At 68.5% G+C, this 20,096-nt stretch carries 19 protein-coding genes and 1 other RNA gene; 9 read left to right on the top strand and 11 right to left on the bottom strand.

All coding sequences use genetic code 11. From position 1 onward, the window contains the following. Positions 1-432: a YidB family protein gene (locus AK36_RS20190; RefSeq protein ID WP_011884998.1), complete on the bottom strand. Its 432-nt coding sequence runs from the start codon at positions 430-432 to the stop codon at positions 1-3. A 75-nt stretch (positions 433-507) separates the two neighbouring features. Continuing rightward, a complete protein-coding gene (locus AK36_RS20195; RefSeq protein ID WP_011884997.1) occupies positions 508-1,110 on the bottom strand; it encodes a ComEA family DNA-binding protein in 603 nt (200 codons plus the stop codon). Between the two features lie 307 nt (positions 1,111-1,417). Between AK36_RS20195 and AK36_RS20200 the strand changes: the two genes are divergently transcribed. After that, positions 1,418-1,879: a MerR family transcriptional regulator gene (locus AK36_RS20200; RefSeq protein WP_011884996.1), complete on the top strand. Its 462-nt coding sequence runs from the start codon at positions 1,418-1,420 to the stop codon at positions 1,877-1,879. Continuing rightward, positions 1,863-2,297: a carboxymuconolactone decarboxylase family protein gene (locus AK36_RS20205; protein WP_011884995.1), complete on the top strand. Its 435-nt coding sequence runs from the start codon at positions 1,863-1,865 to the stop codon at positions 2,295-2,297. Before AK36_RS20200 ends, AK36_RS20205 begins: the two co-directional genes overlap by 17 nt. Positions 2,298-2,334: 37 nt before the next feature. Here the strand turns inward: AK36_RS20205 and AK36_RS20210 are convergent, their stop codons facing one another. Next, complete coding sequence (locus tag AK36_RS20210; RefSeq protein WP_045579458.1) at positions 2,335-4,263, bottom strand: sigma-54-dependent Fis family transcriptional regulator; 1,929 nt, start codon at positions 4,261-4,263, stop codon at positions 2,335-2,337. A gap of 513 nt (positions 4,264-4,776) precedes the next feature. Here AK36_RS20210 and AK36_RS20215 point away from each other — a divergent pair. From AK36_RS20215 to lipA, 6 genes are all read left to right on the top strand, one after another. Beyond that, positions 4,777-5,835: an ATP-NAD kinase family protein gene (locus tag AK36_RS20215; protein WP_045579459.1), complete on the top strand. Its 1,059-nt coding sequence runs from the start codon at positions 4,777-4,779 to the stop codon at positions 5,833-5,835. Between the two features lie 59 nt (positions 5,836-5,894). Next, the gene (locus AK36_RS20220; protein ID WP_045579050.1) at positions 5,895-6,671 is read left to right on the top strand and encodes an SDR family NAD(P)-dependent oxidoreductase; all 777 of its coding nucleotides are present in this window, start codon (positions 5,895-5,897) and stop codon (positions 6,669-6,671) included. Between the two features lie 76 nt (positions 6,672-6,747). After that, positions 6,748-7,731, top strand: coding sequence for a thiamine pyrophosphate-dependent dehydrogenase E1 component subunit alpha (locus AK36_RS20225; protein WP_014723114.1), 984 nt, complete (start codon positions 6,748-6,750; stop codon positions 7,729-7,731). 61 nt (positions 7,732-7,792) lie between these two features. Beyond that, positions 7,793-8,797: an alpha-ketoacid dehydrogenase subunit beta gene (locus AK36_RS20230; protein ID WP_011884990.1), complete on the top strand. Its 1,005-nt coding sequence runs from the start codon at positions 7,793-7,795 to the stop codon at positions 8,795-8,797. A gap of 4 nt (positions 8,798-8,801) precedes the next feature. After that, positions 8,802-9,917, top strand: coding sequence for an acetoin dehydrogenase dihydrolipoyllysine-residue acetyltransferase subunit (locus AK36_RS20235; RefSeq protein ID WP_045579051.1), 1,116 nt, complete (start codon positions 8,802-8,804; stop codon positions 9,915-9,917). 2 nt (positions 9,918-9,919) lie between these two features. Continuing rightward, positions 9,920-10,885 (top strand): lipoyl synthase, encoded by a 966-nt coding sequence (gene lipA, locus AK36_RS20240; RefSeq protein WP_034195401.1) that lies wholly within the window; start codon positions 9,920-9,922, stop codon positions 10,883-10,885. 15 nt (positions 10,886-10,900) lie between these two features. Here lipA and AK36_RS20245 read toward each other — a convergent pair whose 3' ends face one another. The 8 genes from AK36_RS20245 to trxA all read right to left on the bottom strand — a co-directional run bounded on the left by AK36_RS20245 (position 10,901) and on the right by trxA (position 19,500). Then, positions 10,901-12,250 (bottom strand): MATE family efflux transporter, encoded by a 1,350-nt coding sequence (locus tag AK36_RS20245; protein WP_045579052.1) that lies wholly within the window; start codon positions 12,248-12,250, stop codon positions 10,901-10,903. A gap of 2 nt (positions 12,251-12,252) precedes the next feature. Next, the gene (locus tag AK36_RS20250) at positions 12,253-14,010 is read right to left on the bottom strand and encodes an ArnT family glycosyltransferase (RefSeq protein ID WP_045579053.1); all 1,758 of its coding nucleotides are present in this window, start codon (positions 14,008-14,010) and stop codon (positions 12,253-12,255) included. A gap of 229 nt (positions 14,011-14,239) precedes the next feature. Then, complete coding sequence (locus AK36_RS20255; RefSeq protein ID WP_011884985.1) at positions 14,240-14,503, bottom strand: type B 50S ribosomal protein L31; 264 nt, start codon at positions 14,501-14,503, stop codon at positions 14,240-14,242. 160 nt (positions 14,504-14,663) lie between these two features. Beyond that, entirely contained in the window at positions 14,664-15,494 is an 831-nt protein-coding gene (locus AK36_RS20260) for a M90 family metallopeptidase (protein WP_011884984.1), read from the bottom strand. Between the two features lie 38 nt (positions 15,495-15,532). Further along, entirely contained in the window at positions 15,533-17,089 is a 1,557-nt protein-coding gene (locus tag AK36_RS20265; RefSeq protein WP_045579054.1) for an MFS transporter, read from the bottom strand. After that, positions 17,086-17,586: a MerR family transcriptional regulator gene (locus AK36_RS20270; RefSeq protein WP_011884982.1), complete on the bottom strand. Its 501-nt coding sequence runs from the start codon at positions 17,584-17,586 to the stop codon at positions 17,086-17,088. The genes AK36_RS20265 and AK36_RS20270 overlap by 4 nt, the downstream gene beginning before the upstream one ends. Before the next feature lie 130 nt (positions 17,587-17,716). Beyond that, entirely contained in the window at positions 17,717-18,979 is a 1,263-nt protein-coding gene (gene rho / locus AK36_RS20275; RefSeq protein ID WP_006478662.1) for a transcription termination factor Rho, read from the bottom strand. Between the two features lie 194 nt (positions 18,980-19,173). After that, a complete protein-coding gene (gene trxA / locus AK36_RS20280; protein WP_006402348.1) occupies positions 19,174-19,500 on the bottom strand; it encodes a thioredoxin TrxA in 327 nt (108 codons plus the stop codon). 390 nt (positions 19,501-19,890) lie between these two features. On the opposite strand from trxA, the gene ffs reads away from it, so the two are divergent. Continuing rightward, positions 19,891-19,989, top strand: an RNA gene (ffs, locus tag AK36_RS31485) — signal recognition particle sRNA small type. The last annotated feature ends 107 nt before the right edge of the window (positions 19,990-20,096 follow it).

Genomic DNA, 20,096 nt, shown 5'->3' on the forward strand with positions numbered 1-20,096 from the left:
TCAGCCTTGCTTGTTGCCGCCGAACATGCCGGCGAGCTGCGTGAGCGTGCCCAGCACGTTCGACGTGTCGATCTGGCCGCCGGCCGGCACTTCGCCGTTCGGCGTCGCGCCGTTGACCACGTGCGGCAGCACCTGCGCGAGAATCGACGAGGCCTGCGACGGGTCGATGCCGACCTTGCTCGCGAGCGAGCCGACGACGTCGGAGCCGAGCACGTTCTGCAGCGTGTCGGCCGAGATCGGCTGGTTTTCGCCGGTGCCGACCCACGAGCCGATCACTTCGCCCGCGCCGCCGGCCTTGAACTTCTCGATCAGCCCGTTCAGGCCGCCCGGCTGGTTGTTGATGAATTCGAGCGCGGTCGCGATGAGCGCGCTTTGCGAGTTGCCGCCGGCCTGGCCGCCGATCAGACCGCCGACGATGTCGAGGAGACCCATGATTCTTCACCTTCACTGAAAAGGGCGCCGTACGACGGCGCCCGTTGAACGAATGCCGCGCGCACGCGGCGTATGTCAGGCGCCCGACGCCGCGGCGGCGGAGGCGGCCTTGTCCTTCTTGCTCTTCTTCTTCGAACCCTTGGTCGCTTTCGCGGACGACGCTGCGGCCGGGGCGCTCGCGCCTGCATCGGCCGACGCCGCGGCTGCTGCTGCCGCCTTGTCCTTCTTCGACGCACGCTTGCTCTTCGCCGGCTTGGCCGCCGCGTCGGACGCGCTGGCGGCAGGCGCGGTTGCGGTCGCCGGCGTGCCGGTGGTCGCGCTCGGCGACGTCGTGGCCGACGGGGCCGGAGCCGGAGCCGCCGACGGCGTCGCGGCCGGCTTCGACAGCTTCACGCCCTTCGGCGGCGTCGACGAGCCGCCGATCGTCAGACCGTTCTCCTCGAGATGGCCGACCGATTTCGTGCCGAGCCCCTTCACTCGGTTCGCGAGATCGTCCGCATCCTTGAACGGGCCGTTCTTCGTGCGTTCGTCGATGATCGCCTTCGACTTCACGGGCCCGAGGCCCTTCACCGCTTCGAGCGCCGCCTGGTCGGCGGTGTTGACCTCGACGGCAGCGGCCAGACCGGCGGCAAGCGACAACGACAGCGCGACGAACAGCATCAGCAGCTTCTTCAGCATGGCAGGCTCCCTGATTCGGACGGACGGATGGATGGCGGTACCAATCGACGGCGACGCGACACCCGCCGCGTGCCGCCGTTAAGCATAGGTCAAATGCGTGCCCTTTTTGAGACAGGCTTCCCGCATCTTGCTGAAGGCTTGCGCCGGTGTAAAGACGCAAAGCCGCGCGGCACGGCGCTTTTGACCATTCTTGACGGTGTGCGCGGGTGTGGGCGGGTGTGTGAGGCAGCGCGTGACGACGATCGGGCCTGGCCGTTCGATCGTGCTTGACTTAGAGTGAACTCTAACTCCTAACCTTGTTCCTGCCATGTCGAAAACCGTTTCCAGATCCACCGCCGCCGGCCCGCTGACGATCGGGCAAGTCGCCGAACTGACCGGCGTGTCGACGCACACGCTGCGCTATTACGAGCAGGCCGGGCTGCTGCGCGCGATTTCGCGCACGGCCGCCGGGCACCGGCTCTATGCGCCGGCCGACCTGGACTGGCTCGCGTTCGTGATGCGCCTGAAGGCGACCGGCATGCCGATCGCGCAGATGCAGCAGTTCGCGGCGCTGCGTGCCGAAGGCGAGTCGACCTTCGGCGCGCGGCGGCGCCTGCTCAGTGCGCATCGCGATGCAGTGCGCGCGCACATCGCCGAGTTGCAGGCGAGCCTCGACGCGATCGGCGACAAGATCGCGTACTACGAGCAGCAGGAGCGCGAGACGGAACGACGGGCAAATCCTACTCACTTACCCTCGGAACAGGACGGACACCATGGAACGACTCGTTGACGATCGCTTTGCGCGCGGCTGGAACAAGCTGAAGGAAATCGACGGCGAAGTGGGCGAGCGCGTCATCGCGGCGCTCGCGCCGATCGCACCGGACTTCGGACGGCTGTTGGTCGAATTCGGCTTCGGCGACATCTACAGCCGGCCGCAACTCGACCTGAAGGCGCGCGAGATCGCGACGATCGCCGCGCTGGCCGCGCTCGGCAATGCGCAGCCGCAATTGAAGGTACACATCGAGGCCGCGCTGAACGTCGGCTGCACGCGCGACGAGATCGTCGAGGTGTTCATGCAGATGGCCGTCTATGCGGGCTTTCCGGCAGCATTGAACGCACTGTTCGCCGCGCACGAGGTGTTCACGCGGCGCGTCGACGCGGCCGGCGCCGACGCCCGCACGGAAGCGGCCGTGGCGCACTGCGGGTGAAGCGAAGCGCGCGTCGGCGGGCGGACGCGCCGACGGATCAGATCCGGTGCGGCGCGACGATCCGGTGCTTGGCGATGCGCCGGTACAGCGTCGCGCGCGAGATGCCGAGCGCGCGCGCGGCGGCGTCGGGCCGCCAGCGATGGGCGGTGAGCGCCGCGACGATGCGGCCGCGCTCGTCGTCCGGCGGCACGCCCGCGCCGTGCGCGCCGAGCCGGGCACCGAGCTGCGCGGCGAGGTCGGCCGGCAAGTCGCGCCGCGTCACGCGCGCGCCGTCGCATACCGCGCACGCGTAGCGCAGCACGTTGCGCAGCTGGCGCACGTTGCCGGGCCACGGGTAGGCGGCGAGCTCTTCGGCGAGCGTCGCGTCGAGCGTCAGCACGTGGCCGGTGGCCTGCGCCTCCTCGGCGAACACCGCGGCGATCACGTCGCGCACGTCCGCGCGCTCGCGCAGCGGCGGCAGCGCGAACGTCGCGCCGCTCAGCCGGTAGTACAGATCCTCGCGGAACGTGCCGTCGGCGACCATGCGGGCGAGATCGCGGTGCGTCGCGCAGATCACGTCGAGATCGACGCGCACCGGCGTGTCGCTGCCGAGCGGCACGACCTCGCCGTCCGCGAGCACGCGCAGCAGGCGCGTCTGCAACGCGAGCGGCATGTCGCCGATTTCGTCGAGGAACAGCGTGCCGCCGTCGGCGAGCGCGATCTTGCCGCGCGCGCCGTGCTTGCGCGCGCCGGTGAACGCGCCGGCTGCATAGCCGAACAGTTCGCTCTCGATCAGCGCCTCCGGCAGCGCGCCGCAGTTGACCGCCACGAACGGCCGCGCGCGCCGCGCGCCGGCGTCATGCACTGCGCGCGCAAACACTTCCTTGCCCGCGCCCGTCTCGCCGAGCACGAGGATCGGCAGCCGCTTGCTCGCCACGCGCAGCGCGAGTTCGGCCTGCTGCGCGACGCGCGCGTCGCTGCTGTTCAGGAACGGCGTGAGCGCGCCGACGTGACGCTGCTCGGCGCCCGGGCGGCGCGCCGTCTTGTCGGTCTCGCGGCTCGCGCGCCGCAGCGGCGCCCGCAGCCGTGCATAGAGCGGCGCGCCGGTGGCGCGCAGCCGCAGCGCGACGATCGCATCGAGGCGCGCGGCGTCGCGCAGCGGCATCTCGGTCGCATCGAAGATCTCGTCGATATGGCGCGGCTCGTTCAGCGCCGGCAGCGCGTCGCGCGCGTGCCGGTTCGCGGCGACGATGTTGCCGCATTCGTCGAACGCGATCAGCCATTCGGGTTGCGCCTCGACGTAATGACGGTTCGGATGACCGAACAGAATCCAGTGCTGCGCGGTGCTGTGCACGAAGTAGCCGTCCTCGATCAGCGCCGCGCTCTGCCGCACGAGCTGGTACACGAGGCGCTGGCTGTCGCGGCTGTCCGGCGACTGCACGGCCGATGCGTCGAGCACGCCGATCAGCTCGCCGCCCGGCGAGAAGATCGGCGCGGCGCTGCAGGTCAGCGTGGTGAACGCGGCGCGGAAGTGGTCGGTCTTGTGCACGGTGATCGGCGCGAGATCGGTCAGCACGCTCGCGACGCCGCAGGTGCCTTCCTCGCTTTCCGACCAGCAGGTGCCGATGTGCAGCCCCGCATGACGAAAATCGTTGCGGCGGTCGCGCTCGATCCGGTAGTCGATCGTCACGCCGTGCGCGTCCGTCAGCATCACGCAATAGTCTGCAACGCGAATCATGTCGTGCAGGCGCGTGAGGCACTGGCCCGACGCGCGCAGGAACGCCTCTTCCTTGTCGCGCACCTCGCGCAGCTCGGCCGCGGTGAGCACGCGCGGGCCGATCGACGACGCGGGATCGAGCGCGTAGCGCTCGAGCGAGCGCTGCCACGACGACACCAGACGCGCGGATTCGGCCGGCGCGGGCAGGCGTCCGGCGAGCGCGCCAAGGACGCGATCGGCGTGCTGGGCCTGGGGGACGGCATAGGGCATGGTCGGCTCCGGTTCCATACGGCAGGGAATTCGACCTTCTTGTAGCACATCCGCTTGCGCGGATCACATTGCATCGCAGCACGCGGCACGCGTGAGACGTTCGTCTCAGCGCGATCTCGGCCGTCTCGCGCCGTTGAGACGCGCGGGCGGGCCGGCCGCGACGTTCGGCCGGCGCGCGCCGTGCCGCGACACGCATGGCTCGGCGGCCGAACCGCGCGATGGGCGACGTCGCCGCGGCAGCCACCCGTGCGACTCGGCCGCGTGAGACGCACGGGGCGTTTCGTGCGGCGGCGAGCCGTCGCGCCGGCCTGCGTCACCGCCCGGCAGCGGTGCCGAGCCTGTATCCGCGCGGATTTCGCGGTCGTGGTGCGCACGATGGCACGCCGCTTGCAGATGTGATCGGCAAGCCCGGCGCGTTGGCGTCGGCGACGACGATCCGCTGCCCTCGATGACGGCGGACGAGACATGCAGGGCCGCTGCGCGAGCGCCGGCCCAATGGATGGAGACAAGCCCGTGACGACGCCCGTGACTGTCGGCGTGATCGCGAACCCCGCATCGGGGCGCGACATTCGCCGTCTGACGACGCATGCATCCGTGTTCCCGACCGCGGAGAAGGCCAACATGGTCGTGCGCCTGCTCGCCGGCCTCGGCGCGATGGGCGTCGAGCGCGTGCTGACCTTGCGCGACAAGACGGGCATCGCGACGCTGCTGATGCGTGCGCTCGATACGCACCGCGCGGTCGCGCCGCACGAGCGCTGGCCCGAGGTCGAAGTCGTCGATCTGCCGATCACCGACAGCGTCGCCGACACGCAGGCGGGCGCCGCCTACATGCACCGGATGGAAGTGTCGCTGATCGTCGTGCTCGGCGGCGACGGCACCCATCGCGCGGTCGCCGCCCACTGCGGCGCGACGCCGCTCGTCGCGCTGTCCACCGGCACCAACAACGCCTTTCCCGAACATCGCGAGGCAACCGTCGCGGGCGTCGCGGCCGGGCTCGCCGCGACCGGCGCGGTGCCGGCCGAGATCGCGTTCGTGCGCAACAAGCGGCTCGTCGTGCGCTGCATCGCCGGGGCGAACGCGGGGCGCGAGGAGATCGCGCTGGTCGACGTGTGCGCGGCGCGACAGCGCTTCATCGGCGCGCGTGCGGTCACCGGGCCGGCCGACATCGAGACGCTCTACCTGACCTTCGCGGAGCCGGACGGCATCGGCCTGTCCGCGCTCGGCGGCGCATGGGCGCCGCTCGAGCGCAGCGCGCCGCACGGGCTCGCGATGCGCTTTGCCGTAGACGGGCGGACGGACGGCACGCCGCTCGTCGCGCCGATCGCACCGGGGCGCGTCGATCGCGTCGTGATGCGCAGCTGCGAGCGGCTGGAGCCCGGTGCATGGCAGACCATCCCGTTCGAGCGCGGCACGCTCGCATTCGACGGCGAGCGCGAGATCGAGGTCGCGCGCGGCGAGCGCTACGAGATCGCGCTCGACTGGCACGGGCCGCTGACCGTCGACGTCGGCCGCACGCTGCGCTACGCGTCGTCACGACAGGTGCTGCGCGAAGCCGGCGCGTGGCGCGATTGAAGGTGCGTGTACCGGCAAGCCATTTCGATATCCATAACGACGAACACGGAGACATCGCCATGACAACCCCTCTGGAAGGCCAGGTCGCGATCGTGACCGGCGGTGCGCGCGGCATCGGCCGCGGCATCGCGCTGACGCTCGCGGCGGCGGGCGCCGACATCCTGCTGGCCGATCTGCTCGACGACGCGCTCGACTCGACCGCGCGCGAAGTGCGCGCGCTCGGCCGCCGGGCGGTGCTCGCGAAGGTCGACGTCACGCAGGCCGCGCAGGTCGACGCGATGGTCGCGCAGGCGCTCGCCGAGCTGGGCGGGCTCGACATCATGGTGAATTGCGCGGGCGTGATCAGCATTCATCCGGTCGAGGCGCTGAGCGAGCGCGACCGGGATTTCGTGATGGACGTGAACGCGAAGGGCACGTTCCTCGGCTGCCGCGCGGCGCTTGCGCATCTGAAGGCGCAGGGGCATGGGCGGATCATCAACGTCGCATCGATCGCCGGCAAGGAGGGCTTCCCGAATCTCGCCCACTACAGCGCATCGAAGTTCGCGGTGGTCGGTTTCACCAACGCACTGGCGAAGGAACTCGCGCGCGACGGCGTGACCGTCAACGCGATCTGTCCGGGCATCGTGCGCACCTACATGTGGGACCGGCTGTCCGACGAATGGAAGACCGATGGCGAATCGGTCGAGCAATCGTGGCAGCGGCATCAGCTCACGCTGATCCCGCAGGGCCGCGCGCAGACGCCCGAAGACATGGGCCGCCTCGCGCTGTTCTTCGCGACGATGGACAACGTGACCGGCCAGGCCGTGAACGTCGACGGCGGCTTCACGTTCCATTGACCACGCACGCCGAGCAATCCGTCGCCGCGGCGCGGCCGCGGCGGCATTCGCAGTCAGACCTACTCAGGAGACACACATGACCGTTTCGACCCAGCTCAGCAGGGACACGCTGCTGGACGCCTACCGGCTGATGCGCACCATCCGCGAATTCGAGGAGCGCCTGCACGTCGAGTTCGCGACCGGCGAAATCCCCGGCTTCGTTCACCTGTATGCGGGCGAGGAGGCGTCCGCGGTCGGCACGATGCTGCACCTCGGCCTCGAGGATTACGTCGCCACCACGCACCGCGGCCACGGCCACTGCATCGCCAAAGGCGTCGACGTGCACGGGATGATGGCCGAGATCTACGGCAAGAAGACGGGCGTCTGCCACGGCAAGGGCGGCTCGATGCACATCGCCGACCTCGCGATGGGGATGCTCGGCGCCAACGGGATCGTCGGCGCGGGCGGCCCGCTCGTCTGCGGCGCGGCGCTCGCGGCGAAGCACAAGAAGACCGGCGGCGTCGGCGTGTGCTTCTTCGGCGACGGCGCATCGAACCAGGGCGTGATCTTCGAATCGATGAACCTCGCGTCGGTGTGGCGGCTGCCGGCGATCTTCGTCGCCGAGAACAACGGCTATGCGGAAGCGACGTCGGCGAGCTGGTCGGTCGCGACCGACAACATCGCCGACCGCGCGAACGGCTTCGGGATGCCGGGTGTGATCGTCGACGGCTTCGACTTCTTCGCGGTGCACGAGGCGCTCGGCGAAGCGGTCGCACGCGCGCGCAACGGCGGCGGCCCGACGCTCGTCGAGGTGAAGTTCACGCGCTACTTCGGCCACTTCGAGGGCGACGCGCAGACTTACCGCGCGCCGGGAGAAGTGCAGAAGCTGCGCGACGAGAAGGACTGCCTGAAGCACTTCGAAACGCGCGTGGTGCGCGCCGAAGTGCTGACCACCGACGAACTGCGCGCGGTCGATGCGCAGGTGAAGGCGCTGATCGACGACGCGGTCGCGCAGGCGAAGGCCGCGCCGCTGCCCGATGCGGCGGACCTGCTCGCCGACGTGTACGTGTCGTATCCGTGAGCGCGGCCTGACCGAGCAACTGCCGGCCGACACGGCGAACCGAATATTCCAGGAGACAGACATGGCAAGGAAGATCACTTATTCGCAGGCGATCAACGAGGCGCTCGCGCAGGAAATGGCGCGCGACGACAGCGTGATCGTGATGGGCGAGGACAATGCAGGCGGCGCGGGCGCGCCCGGCGAGGACGACGCGTGGGGCGGCGTGCTCGGCGTGACGAAGGGGCTGTTCCACAAGTTTCCGGGCCGCGTGCTCGATACGCCGCTGTCGGAAGGTGGCTACATCGGCGCGGCCGTCGGCGCGGCCGCGTGCGGGATGCGGCCCGTCGCGGAGCTGATGTTCATCGACTTCATGGGCGTGTGCTTCGACCAGATCTTCAATCAGGCCGCCAAATTCCGCTACATGTTCGGCGGCAAGGCCGTCACGCCGGTGGTGATCCGCGCGATGTACGGCGCCGGCCTGCGGGCGGCGGCGCAGCATTCGCAGATGCTCACGTCGCTGTTCACGCATATCCCGGGGCTGAAGGTGGTGTGCCCGTCGACGCCGTACGACGCGAAGGGCCTGCTGATCCAGTCGATCCGCGACAACGACCCGGTGATCTTCCTCGAGCACAAGCTGCTCTACACGCGTGAAGGCGAGGTGCCCGAGGAATCGTATGCGATCCCGTTCGGCGAGGCCAACGTCGTGCGCGAAGGCGACGACGCGACGATCGTCACCTACGGCCGCATGGTCCATCTCGCCACCGACGCGGCCGCGAAGCTCGCGAAGGACGGCATTCACGTCGACGTGATCGACCTGCGCACGACGTCGCCGCTCGACGAGGAAACGATCCTCGAGAGCGCGGAGCGCACCGGGCGCGTGGTGGTCGTCGACGAGGCGAACCCGCGCTGCTCGATCGCCACCGACATCGCGGCGCTCGTCGCGCAGCGCGCGTTCCGCTCGCTGCAGGCGCCGATCGAGCTGGTGACCGCGCCGCACACGCCCACGCCGTTCGCCGGCGTGCTGGAAGACTTGTACATCCCGTCCGCCGATGCGATCGCGCAGGCGGTACTGAAGACGAGGAGCTGACACGATGTCGATTCACATGATCACGATGCCCAAGTGGGGGCTGTCGATGGAGCAGGGGCAGGTCAATGGCTGGCTGAAGTCGATCGGCGAGCGCGTGACGAAGGGCGACGAAGTGCTCGACGTGGAGACCGACAAGATTTCGTCGGGCGTCGAGTGCGCCTTCGACGGCACGCTGCGCCGGCAAGTCGCGCAGGAAGGCGAGACGCTGCCGGTCGGCGCGCTGCTCGGCGTGGTCGCCGCAGCTGATGCGAGCGACGCCGACATCGACGCGGCGATCGCCGAATTCCAGCGCGATTTCGTGCCGAGCGCGGCCGCCGACGACGCGGCCGGCCCGCAGCCCGAGAAGGCGCAGATCGGCGGGCGCACGCTGCGGTTCCTGAAGCTCGGCGACGGCTCGGGCACGCCGGCCGTGCTGATTCACGGCTTCGGCGGCGATCTGAACAACTGGCTGTTCAATCACGCGGAACTCGCCGCGCATCGGCCGGTGTGGGCGCTCGACCTGCCGGGGCACGGCGAGTCCGGCAAGGCGGTCGAGACCGGCAGCCTCGACGAACTCGCCGACGCGGTGCTCGCGCTGCTCGATGCGCAGCAGATCGAGCGCGCGCACCTGATCGGCCATTCGATGGGCGGCGCGGTGGCGATGGCGGCGGCCGAGCGCGCGCCGCAACGCGTGGCGTCGCTGACGCTGATCGCGAGCGCCGGGCTCGGCGCCGACATCAACCGCGATTACATCGACGGCTTCGTCGCGGGCAACAGCCGCAACACGCTGAAGCCGCATCTCGGCGCGCTGTTCGCGGATCACGCGCTGGTGACGCGGCAACTGGTCGAGGATCTCGTCAAGTACAAGCGGCTCGAAGGCGTGCAGGCGGCGCTCGAGAAGATCGCGAACGCGGCGTTCGACGGCGCGGCCCAGCGGCGCGTGTTCCGCGATCGCGTCGCGTCGCTCGCGCCGCGCACGCTGGTGATCTGGGGCGAGCACGACCAGGTGATTCCCGCGCAGCACGTGCAGGGCTTGCCGGACGGCGTGCGCGCCGAGGTGATCGCCGGCAGCGGCCACATGGTGCAGATGGAGGCGGCTGCCGACGTGAACCGCCTGATCGTCGCGTTTCTCGGAGACTGACGATGGCCGCCGCGCTCGAACGACCCAGCCTCACCGCGCTCGGCCAGCCGGGCGCGCGCAGCCGCGACAAGCTCGCGCGCATTCCGGTGCGCGTCGAGCCCGCGGCGGGCGCGGCGCTGCCGAAGCCGTCGTGGCTGCGGGCGCGGCCGATGTCGAGCGGGGCGGTCGCCGACATGGCGGCCGTGCTGCGCGATCATCGGCTGCATTCCGTCTGCGAGGAGGCGATGTGTCCGAACATCGGCGAATGCTTCGCGCAGCGCACCGCGACCTTCATGATCATGGGCGGGCTGTGCACGCGGCGCTGCCCGTTCTGCGACGTCGCGCACGGCCGTCCCGAGCCGCTCGATCCCGACGAGCCCGCGCGGCTCGCCGCGGCGGCGGCCGCGCTCGGGCTGCGCTACGTCGTGATCACGTCGGTCGATCGGGACGACCTGCGCGACGGCGGCGCCGCGCATTTCGCCGCCTGCATCGCGGCGGTGCGCGCACGCGTGCCGGGCATCGGCGTCGAGGTGCTGACGCCCGATTTTCGCGGCCGCGTCGCGCGTGCGCTCGACGCGTTGTCGTCGGCATGGCCGGACGTGTTCAATCACAACATCGAGACGGTGCCGTCGCTGTATCGGGCCGCGCGGCCCGGCGCCGATTATCGCGGCTCGCTCGAACTGCTCGCGCAGGCGAAGGCCGCGCGGCCGGCGCTCGTGACGAAATCGGGCTTGATGCTCGGGCTCGGCGAGCGCGACGACGAGGTGCGCGCCACGCTGCACGACCTGCGCGCGCACGAGGTCGACGTGCTGACGCTCGGCCAGTATCTGGCGCCGTCCGTGCATCATCTGCCGGTGCGGCGCTACGTGAGCCCCGACGCGTTCGACGCGTGGCGCGACGAGGCGCTGGCGCTGGGGTTTCGCGAAGTCGTCGCAGGCCCGCTCGTGCGCTCGTCGTATCACGCGGCCGACGTGCTGAAGCCCGCGTGAGCCGCCAGCCGCGCGTCAGGCGCCAGCCTGCGCGCGGCTCACGCGGCGCAGATAGACCGCGAGGCCGGCGCCCGCGAGCATCAGGCTGAGCGTGTTCGCGAACCAGAAGCCGCGCGCACCGGTCAGCCAGGCCGGCGTGATGCCGCCCACGTTGAAGCCGAGCAGATAGCCGCCGCCGAGCCCGACGCCCCACAGCGCGATCGCGTAGATCACGGTCGGCACGACCGCGACCTTGTACGCGCGCAGCACGAACGCAGAGGTGACCTGCAGCGCGTCGAAGAAGTGGTAGCAGGTGACGATCGCGACGAGCGGCAGCGCCGCGGCGGCGACGGCCGGATCGGGCGTGTACGCGCCGACGATCAGCGGACGCAGCACGAACACCAGCACGCCGTAGGTGGCCGCGACCGCGCACGCGAGCATCACGCTGTGGCGGCCGAGCAGGCGCGCCTCGTCGTGGCGGCCGGCGCCGAGCGCACGCGCGACCAGCGTCGACGCGGCGACGCCGATCGACAGCGGCGTCATGTACAGCACGCCGCCGATATTGCCGGCGATCTGGTGGCCGGCGAGGGAGGTCGTGCCGAACTGCGCGATGAAGAGCGCCATGCAGGTGTACGACGTGACCTCGATCAGGTACGACAGCCCCATCGGCACGCCGAGCTGCAGGATCGCCTTCTGGCGTGCCCACACGGGCCAGCAAAAGCGCGAGAAGATCGCGAGCGGCGCGAACACGTCGAGCTTCGCGAGCAGCGTGAAGCCGATCGCCGCGAGCGCCCAGTTGATCAGCGTGCTCGCGAGCCCGCAGCCGGGGCCGCCGAGCGCCGGCACGCCGAAGCCGCCGAACACGAACCACACGTTGAGCGGAAACTTCAGCAGCAGCGCGCCGATCTGCAGGATCATCGCGAGGCGCGGCTTGCCGGCCGCGTTGGTGAGCGCGTTGTAGATGCGGAACACGAGGCTCGCCGGCAGGCCGTACGACAGGATGCGCAGGTATTCGACCGTGCGGTCGTGCAGCGTGGGCGGCGCGTGCGCCGCTTGCAGCAGCGCGTCGGGAAAGTGCAGCAGCAGGAAGCCGGGCACCGCGAGCAGCAGCGCGAGCCACAGCGCCTGCCGGACTTCCTCGCCGATCTCGGCATAGCGCCGTGCGCCGTACAGCTGCCCGGTGATCGGCTGCAGCGCCGACAGGATCCCGGTGAGCCCGATGTAGACCGACACGTAGATCGACGAGCCGAGTCCGAGCGCGGCGAGATCGGTGGCCGAATAGCGGCCGACCATCGCGGTGTCGATCACGCTGAACGCGATGATCGCGAGCTGGCCGACCAACACCGGCCATGCGAGGCCGACGATCCGGCGGATGTCGGCGAGCATCGTCACTCGACCGCGCGATGGCGCGGGCCACGGCGCTTGACGGGCGTCTTCGGCCGCTCGATGCGCTCGTAGAGCCGGAAGCGCTCGTCGCGGTCGGCGACGCGGCGGCCTTCCCACACGAGACGCCAGACGTATTGCGACATCGCGCTCGGCTCGCCGAAGTCCGCGCGGTCCTGGCGCAGGATCACGTCGCATTCGCCGGAGAATTCGAAGTGCATGTCGCCGAAATAGGCGAACGTCGCGAGCTGCGCGTCGCCGAGCCGCACGGGCGAGATGCATTCATAGTCTTTCGGCAGGTGCGACGCGATCTGTCGCGCGACATCGCTGTAGGTGCGGCCATAGTTGACGATCGGCAGCCACAGCGTCATCAGCAGCACCCACATCAGCGTGGTGCCGGCGCCCGACAGCACGACGCTGCGCCACAGCACCTTCGGCTGACGCGACACGCGCCAGCGCGCGAGCACGAACCAGCACACGGTGACCACCACCGCGCAGATGAACGACAGGATCTTGAAATGCGGCTCGTAGCCCGGCACGAGGCGCGCGAGGTTGCGCGCGAGCGGGTGCGGGAAGCCGGTCAGCGACGCCAGCCACACGAGCCAGACGAACGTGCCGAGGATGGTGAAGCTCAATACCGCGAACCAGTCGAACGCGTTGATCGCGCCGCGTTTGAGCGTCGGCAGCGCGAAGGTCGCGAGCACCGCGAGCGGCGGCAGCAGCAGCATGTACATCCGGTTCGACTGCTGGCTCTGCAGGATCACGAGCGCGACCAGCGGCACCACCACCGACAGCGGAACCGCGATATGCGCGCGGCGGCGCATGCCGGCCCAGCTCCACCACGCCCAGATCGCGAGCGGCCACGCCGGCCACGTGAACAGCGGCAGGTTCTTCGCCGCGTAGCCGAGCACCGCGGTCGGCGGGCCCGAAAAGCGCATCAGGCTGCCATGGATCCACTGGTTGAAGAACCACGCGGCGTCGTCGGGCGTCGCGTTGAAGGCGGCGAGCGGCCACAGCGCGAAGATCGCGGCCGCGAGCGGGACGCCGACCAGCGGCAGGCGCAGGTTGCGCATCTCCGGCGTGACGAGCCACAGCACGGCCGTGCCGGCCAGCAACGCGGCCACCAGCACCGGATTGCCCGACAGGGCGACCAGCCCGACCGCGGCGCCCCACCACAGCGCGCCTTGCATCGGCTTGTCGATGCCGCGCACGATGCCGTACACGAACATCGCGATCCACGCGAACTGCGCGAGCTGCGGCGTGGTTTCATGGCCGCGCTCGGCGAGGCCGAAGCAGGCGACGAGAATCAGCAGCGCGCCGTCGGCGAGCGTGCGGCCGTAGTCGCGCGGCTCCGGCTCGCCGCCGAATGCGTACTTGAACGGTTGCACCTCGGCGCGTCGGCCGAGCAGGTAGGCGGCGTACCAGACGAACGCGCAGGCGATGCAGAACAGCACGCCCGTATCGACGCGCGACGCGTTGCTCGCGTCGACCCACGGCGCGAGCGCGCGGATCGACAGCGCGCCGAGCCAGTAGCCGAGCGGCCCGTCGGTCGTGATGAACTTGCCGACCAGATTGGGTAGCAGCCAGTCGTGCCAGCCGCCGGTCGCCATCGTCCACATCACGCCGAAGCCCGCGGCGTCCTCGTTCTTCCACGGGTCGCGGCCGAACAGGCCAAACGCCGCATAGACGAGGCACAGCGTGAGCAGCAGCCAGCGCGGCAGCGCGCGCGTGGCGGAGGCGGTGAGACGAACGACAGGCTTCATGCAGATCAGCGATTTGATTTGTTATGGGCAGGCGGCCGGCACGATCGTGCGCGGGCGGGCCGGATTCGAGCATCCGGCATTGTAGACGCGACGGCCGGTGCGCGTCAGACGATTGCCGCGCTGGGTGCCGGCGCGTGTGCTGTCCCGGCGAGCGGCGACAAAAAAGGGCAGCCTGGGCTGCCCTTTTGTGCGGTACCGGTGCGTTGCAACCACCGGATCGGTGCGAAGCTTACTTCGCGACCTTGCCGCTGGCGCGTGCGCCGAACTTGTTCTTGAACTTCTCGACACGGCCTGCCGTGTCCATGATCTTCTGCTGGCCGGTGTAGAACGAGTGCGATTCCGACGACACTTCGATCTTGGCGAGCGGGTAGGTCTTGCCTTCGTGGTCGATGGTTTCACGCGTCTGGATCGTCGAGCGCGTGATGAACTTGAAGCCGTTCGACATGTCTTGGAAGACGACTTCGCGGTAGTCCGGGTGAATGCCAGGTTTCATGATGTTCCTTGGTGAGAGCGGTAGCCAACCCGCCGCTTGCCGTACCGGACCGCACGCATTCGTGCGATTCGGCCGCCGTCAAGCCCGGCGCGAGCCACTTGCCTAAGGTCGAAAAACGGCGATTATGCCAGAAAATCAGACGGTTGACGATTAATTTTCATCATGCGTCGAGCGCGCCCGTGCCGGCCGGATCCTGCCGATAGTAGCGGGCGAGCAGCCGGTACAGCTCCGGAAATTCGGACTCGAACGCCTGCGGCCGCACGAACAGCGCCTCGCTGCACACCGCGAAAAATTCCGACGGGTGATCGGCCGCATACGGATCGATCAGCGAGTCGCGCTCGAAGCGCGCCCACGCGCGCTCCGGCACCGCATCGACGCGCGCGCAGAACTGGTCGTAGGCGTGCTCGAACACGTCGGCCCACGCCTGCGCATCGAGGTGCGGCGCGTGCCAGCGGCGAAACAGCGGCGGGTAGCCATCGGCCGCGCCCGTCAGCATGTCGATCTTGTGCGCGAATTCGTGGATCACCACGTTGTACGCGTCGCGGCCGTCGGTCATCTGCGCATCTTCCCACGACAGGATCACCGGGCCGCCTTCCCAGGCCTCGCCGCTCGCGTCCTGCTCGACCTCGTGCACCACGCCGTTCTCGTCCTCCACCGTCTTGCGGATCACGAATTCGCCCGGATACACGACGATGCCGACCCAGCCGTCGTACAGCGACAAGTCGAGATTCAGCACCGGCAGGCAGGCCTGCGCCGCGATCGCGACGATCATCCGGTCGGTCAGCTCGAGCCCGTGCGCGGTCGAAAACGACTTGCGCGCGATGAACAGGCTCGTCAACTCGCGCAGCCGGCGCTGGTCGTCCGGCGCAAGCGCGCCGAGGAAGGGCAGGCGCGCGACCGTGTCGTCCCACAGCGCATCGGGGATCGGGTGGCTGCGCAGCGCGCGATCGCGGCGGCGGTCGTCGAACCAGCGGGTCAGTTTCGAGAGCATGGAGGCGGCGCGGGAAAATCCAAAGCCTGTCTTTTAACTCAATCGATCTCTTTTTGCCATGCCGCGAACAGGCCGCCGACGAGCGCGACGCCCGCGAGGTAATAGAAACCGTCGAGCGACGCGAGGAACGACGCCTGTTGCGCGACCATCCGCGCGATCGATGCGATCGCGAGCGCGTGCGCGTCGCTGAGCGCGTGGCCGGCGGCCGCGTAGCCGCGCGTGAGCGTGTCGACGCTCTGCTGGAACAGCGGGTCGAACACGTTCGCGCGCTCGACGAGCCGCGTCTGGTGCACGGCCAGCCGGTGCTGCTCGACGATGATCACCGACGACGTCGCGAACGAGATCGTCAACTGGCGCACGATGTTCTTCAGCCGGTAGCCGTGCGTGTACTCGTCGATCGCGAAGATCCGGAACGTCAGGTTCGCGACCGGCAGCACGATGAACAGCAGCAGCAATCCGCGCAGCAGCAGCGGGACGACCAGCGCGGCGTCGCCGACCTGCGGCGTCATCCGGGTCATCCACAGCGCGGCGACGATCGCGATCGCGAACCCCGGCACCACGAACCATTTCTTGTGCGTGACGCGCTTCGCATGCCGCAGGTACGCGAACAGCGCGGTGGCCGAGATCAGCGACATCGTGCCGACCAGCCGTCCGGCATTCTCGACCGGATAGCCGAGCCCGCGTTCGAGCAGCCGGGAGGTCAGGTAGCTGAAGCCGGTCGACTCGTAGTAATAGAACATGTACAGCAGCAGCCCGACCTGGAAAGTGCGCTCGCGCAGCGCATGCAGCCGCACGAGCGGCGCCGGATGGTGCCACTGGTGATACGCGAACCATGCGAGCGCGCCGATGCCCGCGAACGTCAGCAGCATCAGCGTCGGCGAGCCGCTGTAGAGCTGGTAGTGCACCTGCTGCAACACGATCTGCAATGCGCCTTGCGCCAGCGCAAACACGACGTAGGGCCAGAAATGCCCGGGGCCGCGCTCGTCGTCGAGCGTCCTGCCCGAGTCGGGCAGCGTGACGAACGCGAGCGCCGCGAACGCGATGCCGAACGGCGCCGTGCAGGCGAACAGCGCGCGCCACGTCGAATGCGCGACGAGCAGCCCGCCGACGATCGGCGCAAGCGCGCTGCCCAGCAGGATCATGATCAGGAGCGCGCGCGTGGCGGGCGCGCGCTCCTGCGGCTTGAAGCTGCTCTGGATAAGGATCCGGCACGCGCCCATCATCGGGCCGATGAAATAGCCCTGGAAGCCGCGCGCGAACGCGAGCTCGAGCGACGTGTCGGCGAGCGCGGCGGCGATGGCACCCAGCGAGAACATCAGCATGCTGCCCGCCACGTAGCGGCGATGCCCGAGCCGGTCGACCCACCATTGCTGCTGGAGAATGCCGAGCACGGCCGTCACCGCATACGCGCTCGACGACCACACGAGTTCGTCCGGCGACGCATTGATGCCGCCGGCGATGTAGCTCGCGAAGAACGAGAACGCCGCGTTGTCGAAGTAGTCGATGCCGGTGACGAGCGCGAGCGCCCACGGGAGCAGGTCCGCGCGCAGGTTCGCGCGGCTCCACAGCGGCGAGCGACCGGGCGCGACGTTCATTCGCGGTCCTTGCGCGCGCGTCGCGCGCCGGCTTCGGTGCGCCGCTGCGCCATCAGCGCATCGGGGTTTTCGCCGGCCAGGCGTCGTTCGATGTAGTCGAGGTCGTGCTGCAACTCCTTGCGCAGCGCGACGGCTTCCTTCAGCTCGCGCTGCACGGCCGCGATCCGCTGGTCGAGCGTGCCGATCTGCGCGGCGAGCCCGGTGCGAATGTCGCGCAACGAGGCGTCCGAATAGCGGCGCCGGCCATCGTCCGTCTGCTCCAGCGGGCGCTTCAACATCTCGGTGATGCCGTGCAGCGAGAAGCCGAGCGCGCGCAGCCGCAGGATGCGCGCGAAGCGTTCGAGCGCGGCTTCGTCGTACAGCCGGTAGCGGCCGCCGCTGCGCGACGGCGTGACGAGCCCGCGTTCCTCGTAGTACTTCAGCGTGCGCGGCGTGACGCCGAGGCGCGCTGCGGCGTCGCTGACGGTCAGCAGTGGCGTGGGGGCTTCGTTCGACATCGGATGTTCGGGCTTGAGTGGAGACGATGGTTCGTATTATAGATAAACCTGTACGTTCACGTATAGGTTGGCGCGAAAAAACGGCCGCCGTGCGAGATGCAGGGCGGCCGTTCGGCGTGGAGGCGGGCGGTCAGCCGCCGCGGCGCATCAGATCGAAGAACTCGGAATTGCTCTTCGTCTGGCGGATCTTGTCGAGCAGGAATTCCATTGCCTCGACTTCGTCCATGTCGTGGATGAACTTGCGCAGCACCCAGATCTTTTGCAGGATTTCCGGCTTGATCAGCATTTCTTCGCGGCGCGTACCCGACTTGTTCAGGTTGATCGACGGATAGACGCGCTTTTCGGCGAGACGGCGCTCGAGGTGCACTTCCATGTTGCCGGTGCCCTTGAATTCTTCGTAGATCACGTCGTCCATGCGGCTGCCGGTTTCGATCAGCGCGGTGCCGATGATGGTCAGCGAGCCGCCTTCCTCGATGTTGCGCGCCGCGCCGAAGAAGCGCTTCGGACGCTGCAGCGCGTTCGCGTCGACACCGCCGGTGAGCACCTTGCCCGATGCCGGGATCACGGTGTTGTATGCGCGCGCGAGACGCGTGATCGAGTCGAGCAGAATCACGACGTCGTGCTTCATTTCGACGAGGCGCTTGGCCTTCTCGATCACCATTTCGGCAACCTGAACGTGACGCGTGGCCGGTTCGTCGAACGTCGATGCGATCACTTCGCCGGCGACCGAGCGCTGCATTTCGGTCACTTCTTCCGGGCGTTCGTCGATCAGCAGCACGAACAGGATGACGTCGGGGTGGTTCTGCTTGATCGCGTGTGCGATGTGCTGGAGCATCACGGTCTTGCCCGACTTCGGCGATGCGACCAGCAGGCCGCGCTGGCCCTTGCCGATCGGCGCGATCATGTCGATGATGCGGCCCGTGACGTTCTCTTCGCCGCGCATTTCACGCTCGAGCGACAGCGGCTTGTTCGGGTGCAGCGGCGTGAGGTTCTCGAACATGATCTTGTGTTTCGAGGCCTCGGGCGGCTGCCCGTTGACTTTGTCGACCTTCACCAGCGCGAAGTAGCGCTCGCCGTCCTTCGGCGTGCGGACTTCACCTTCGATGGTGTCGCCGGTATGCAGGTTGAAGCGGCGGATCTGCGACGGGCTGATATAGATGTCGTCGGTGCTCGCGAGGTACGACATTTCCGGCGAACGCAGGAAGCCGAAGCCGTCGGGCAGCACTTCGAGCGTACCGTCGCCGAAGATCGTCTCTCCCGTCTTGGCGCGCTTTTTGAGAATGGCGAACATCAACTCCTGCTTGCGCAGGCGGTTCGCGTTTTCGATCTCCAGGCCATTGGCCATTTCGATCAGTTCGGACACGTGCAGAGACTTGAGCTCGGATAAATGCATACGGAGAACCCGCCAGGGAGGAGATGCGACGAAAAGAAATAAGGGAGGAGGGCGAGCGGAGGCGCTCTGAGACTTAATGCGTCTTGTAGACGTTTTTTGATTCTAGCATATGCCGATTCGCGCTTGAGCGGCCGATCGGCGGTGTGACGGCGGGCGTGTTGTCGGTTGACAACACGCCCGCGGACTTGCCGGTATTACAGGTGGCTGTCCAGGAATGCGGTGAGCTGCGACTTCGACAGCGCGCCGACCTTCTGCGCGGCGGCCGCGCCGTTCTTGAACAGGATCAGCGTCGGGATGCCGCGCACGCCGAACTTCGCGGGCGTTGCCTGGTTGTCGTCGACGTTGATCTTCGCGATCTGCAGCTTGTCGCCGTAATCCTTCGCGACTTCGTCGAGGATCGGGGCGATCATCTTGCACGGGCCGCACCATTCGGCCCAGAAGTCGACCAGCACGGGCTTGTCGGATTTGACGACGTCCTGTTCGAACGATGCGTCGCTGATGTGTTTGATCTGTTCGCTCATTGGGTCAATACCTCTTTCGGTTCGGGGACTGCCTGCTCGGCGCGTTGGGCGCTCCGGCCGCCTCGCGGCTGCCGGCCGCTGCGGCAGGTCACTCGGCTCTCCCGAAGGAAGGGCTTAAGCGCTGCATGGCGCGGCTCGCGGGTCGTTCGGGCGTCATATTAGCCTAAATTGCTATCTGCTGCGGGCAGCGATAGTAGCCGCTACGCGAGTAGGGGTACGACGCGCCGTTCGACCGTTGCTCAGCCAACGTGGAGGCCGGTTGGCGAATTGCAAGAGCAGTGCGGAGGCGGCCGCAATTCACGCCGTTCGCATGTGTGCCATTGCGCGCCCGAATGCATTGTCGCGAACAAACGGTCGCATTCGGCCGGAAGCGGTGATAGAATATGCCGTGACGGGCCTCCTCGCATGGTGGGGCGGTGAACCTGGTCAGGTCGGGAACGAAGCAGCCACAATCGTTTTCCGCCAGTGCCGAGGGTCGGGCTCGTCACCTTTCCTCTCGCCCCGTTCGTCGGGCGTTTTTGTTTCTGCGGCAATCTCCGTTTTTCTCCACGTGTTTCCCGTCGTCGGTACCGTTTGGCGTGTCGGCGCGACGCGGC

The sequence above is a fragment of the Burkholderia vietnamiensis LMG 10929 genome, from assembly GCF_000959445.1.
Lineage (GTDB): Bacteria > Pseudomonadota > Gammaproteobacteria > Burkholderiales > Burkholderiaceae > Burkholderia > Burkholderia vietnamiensis.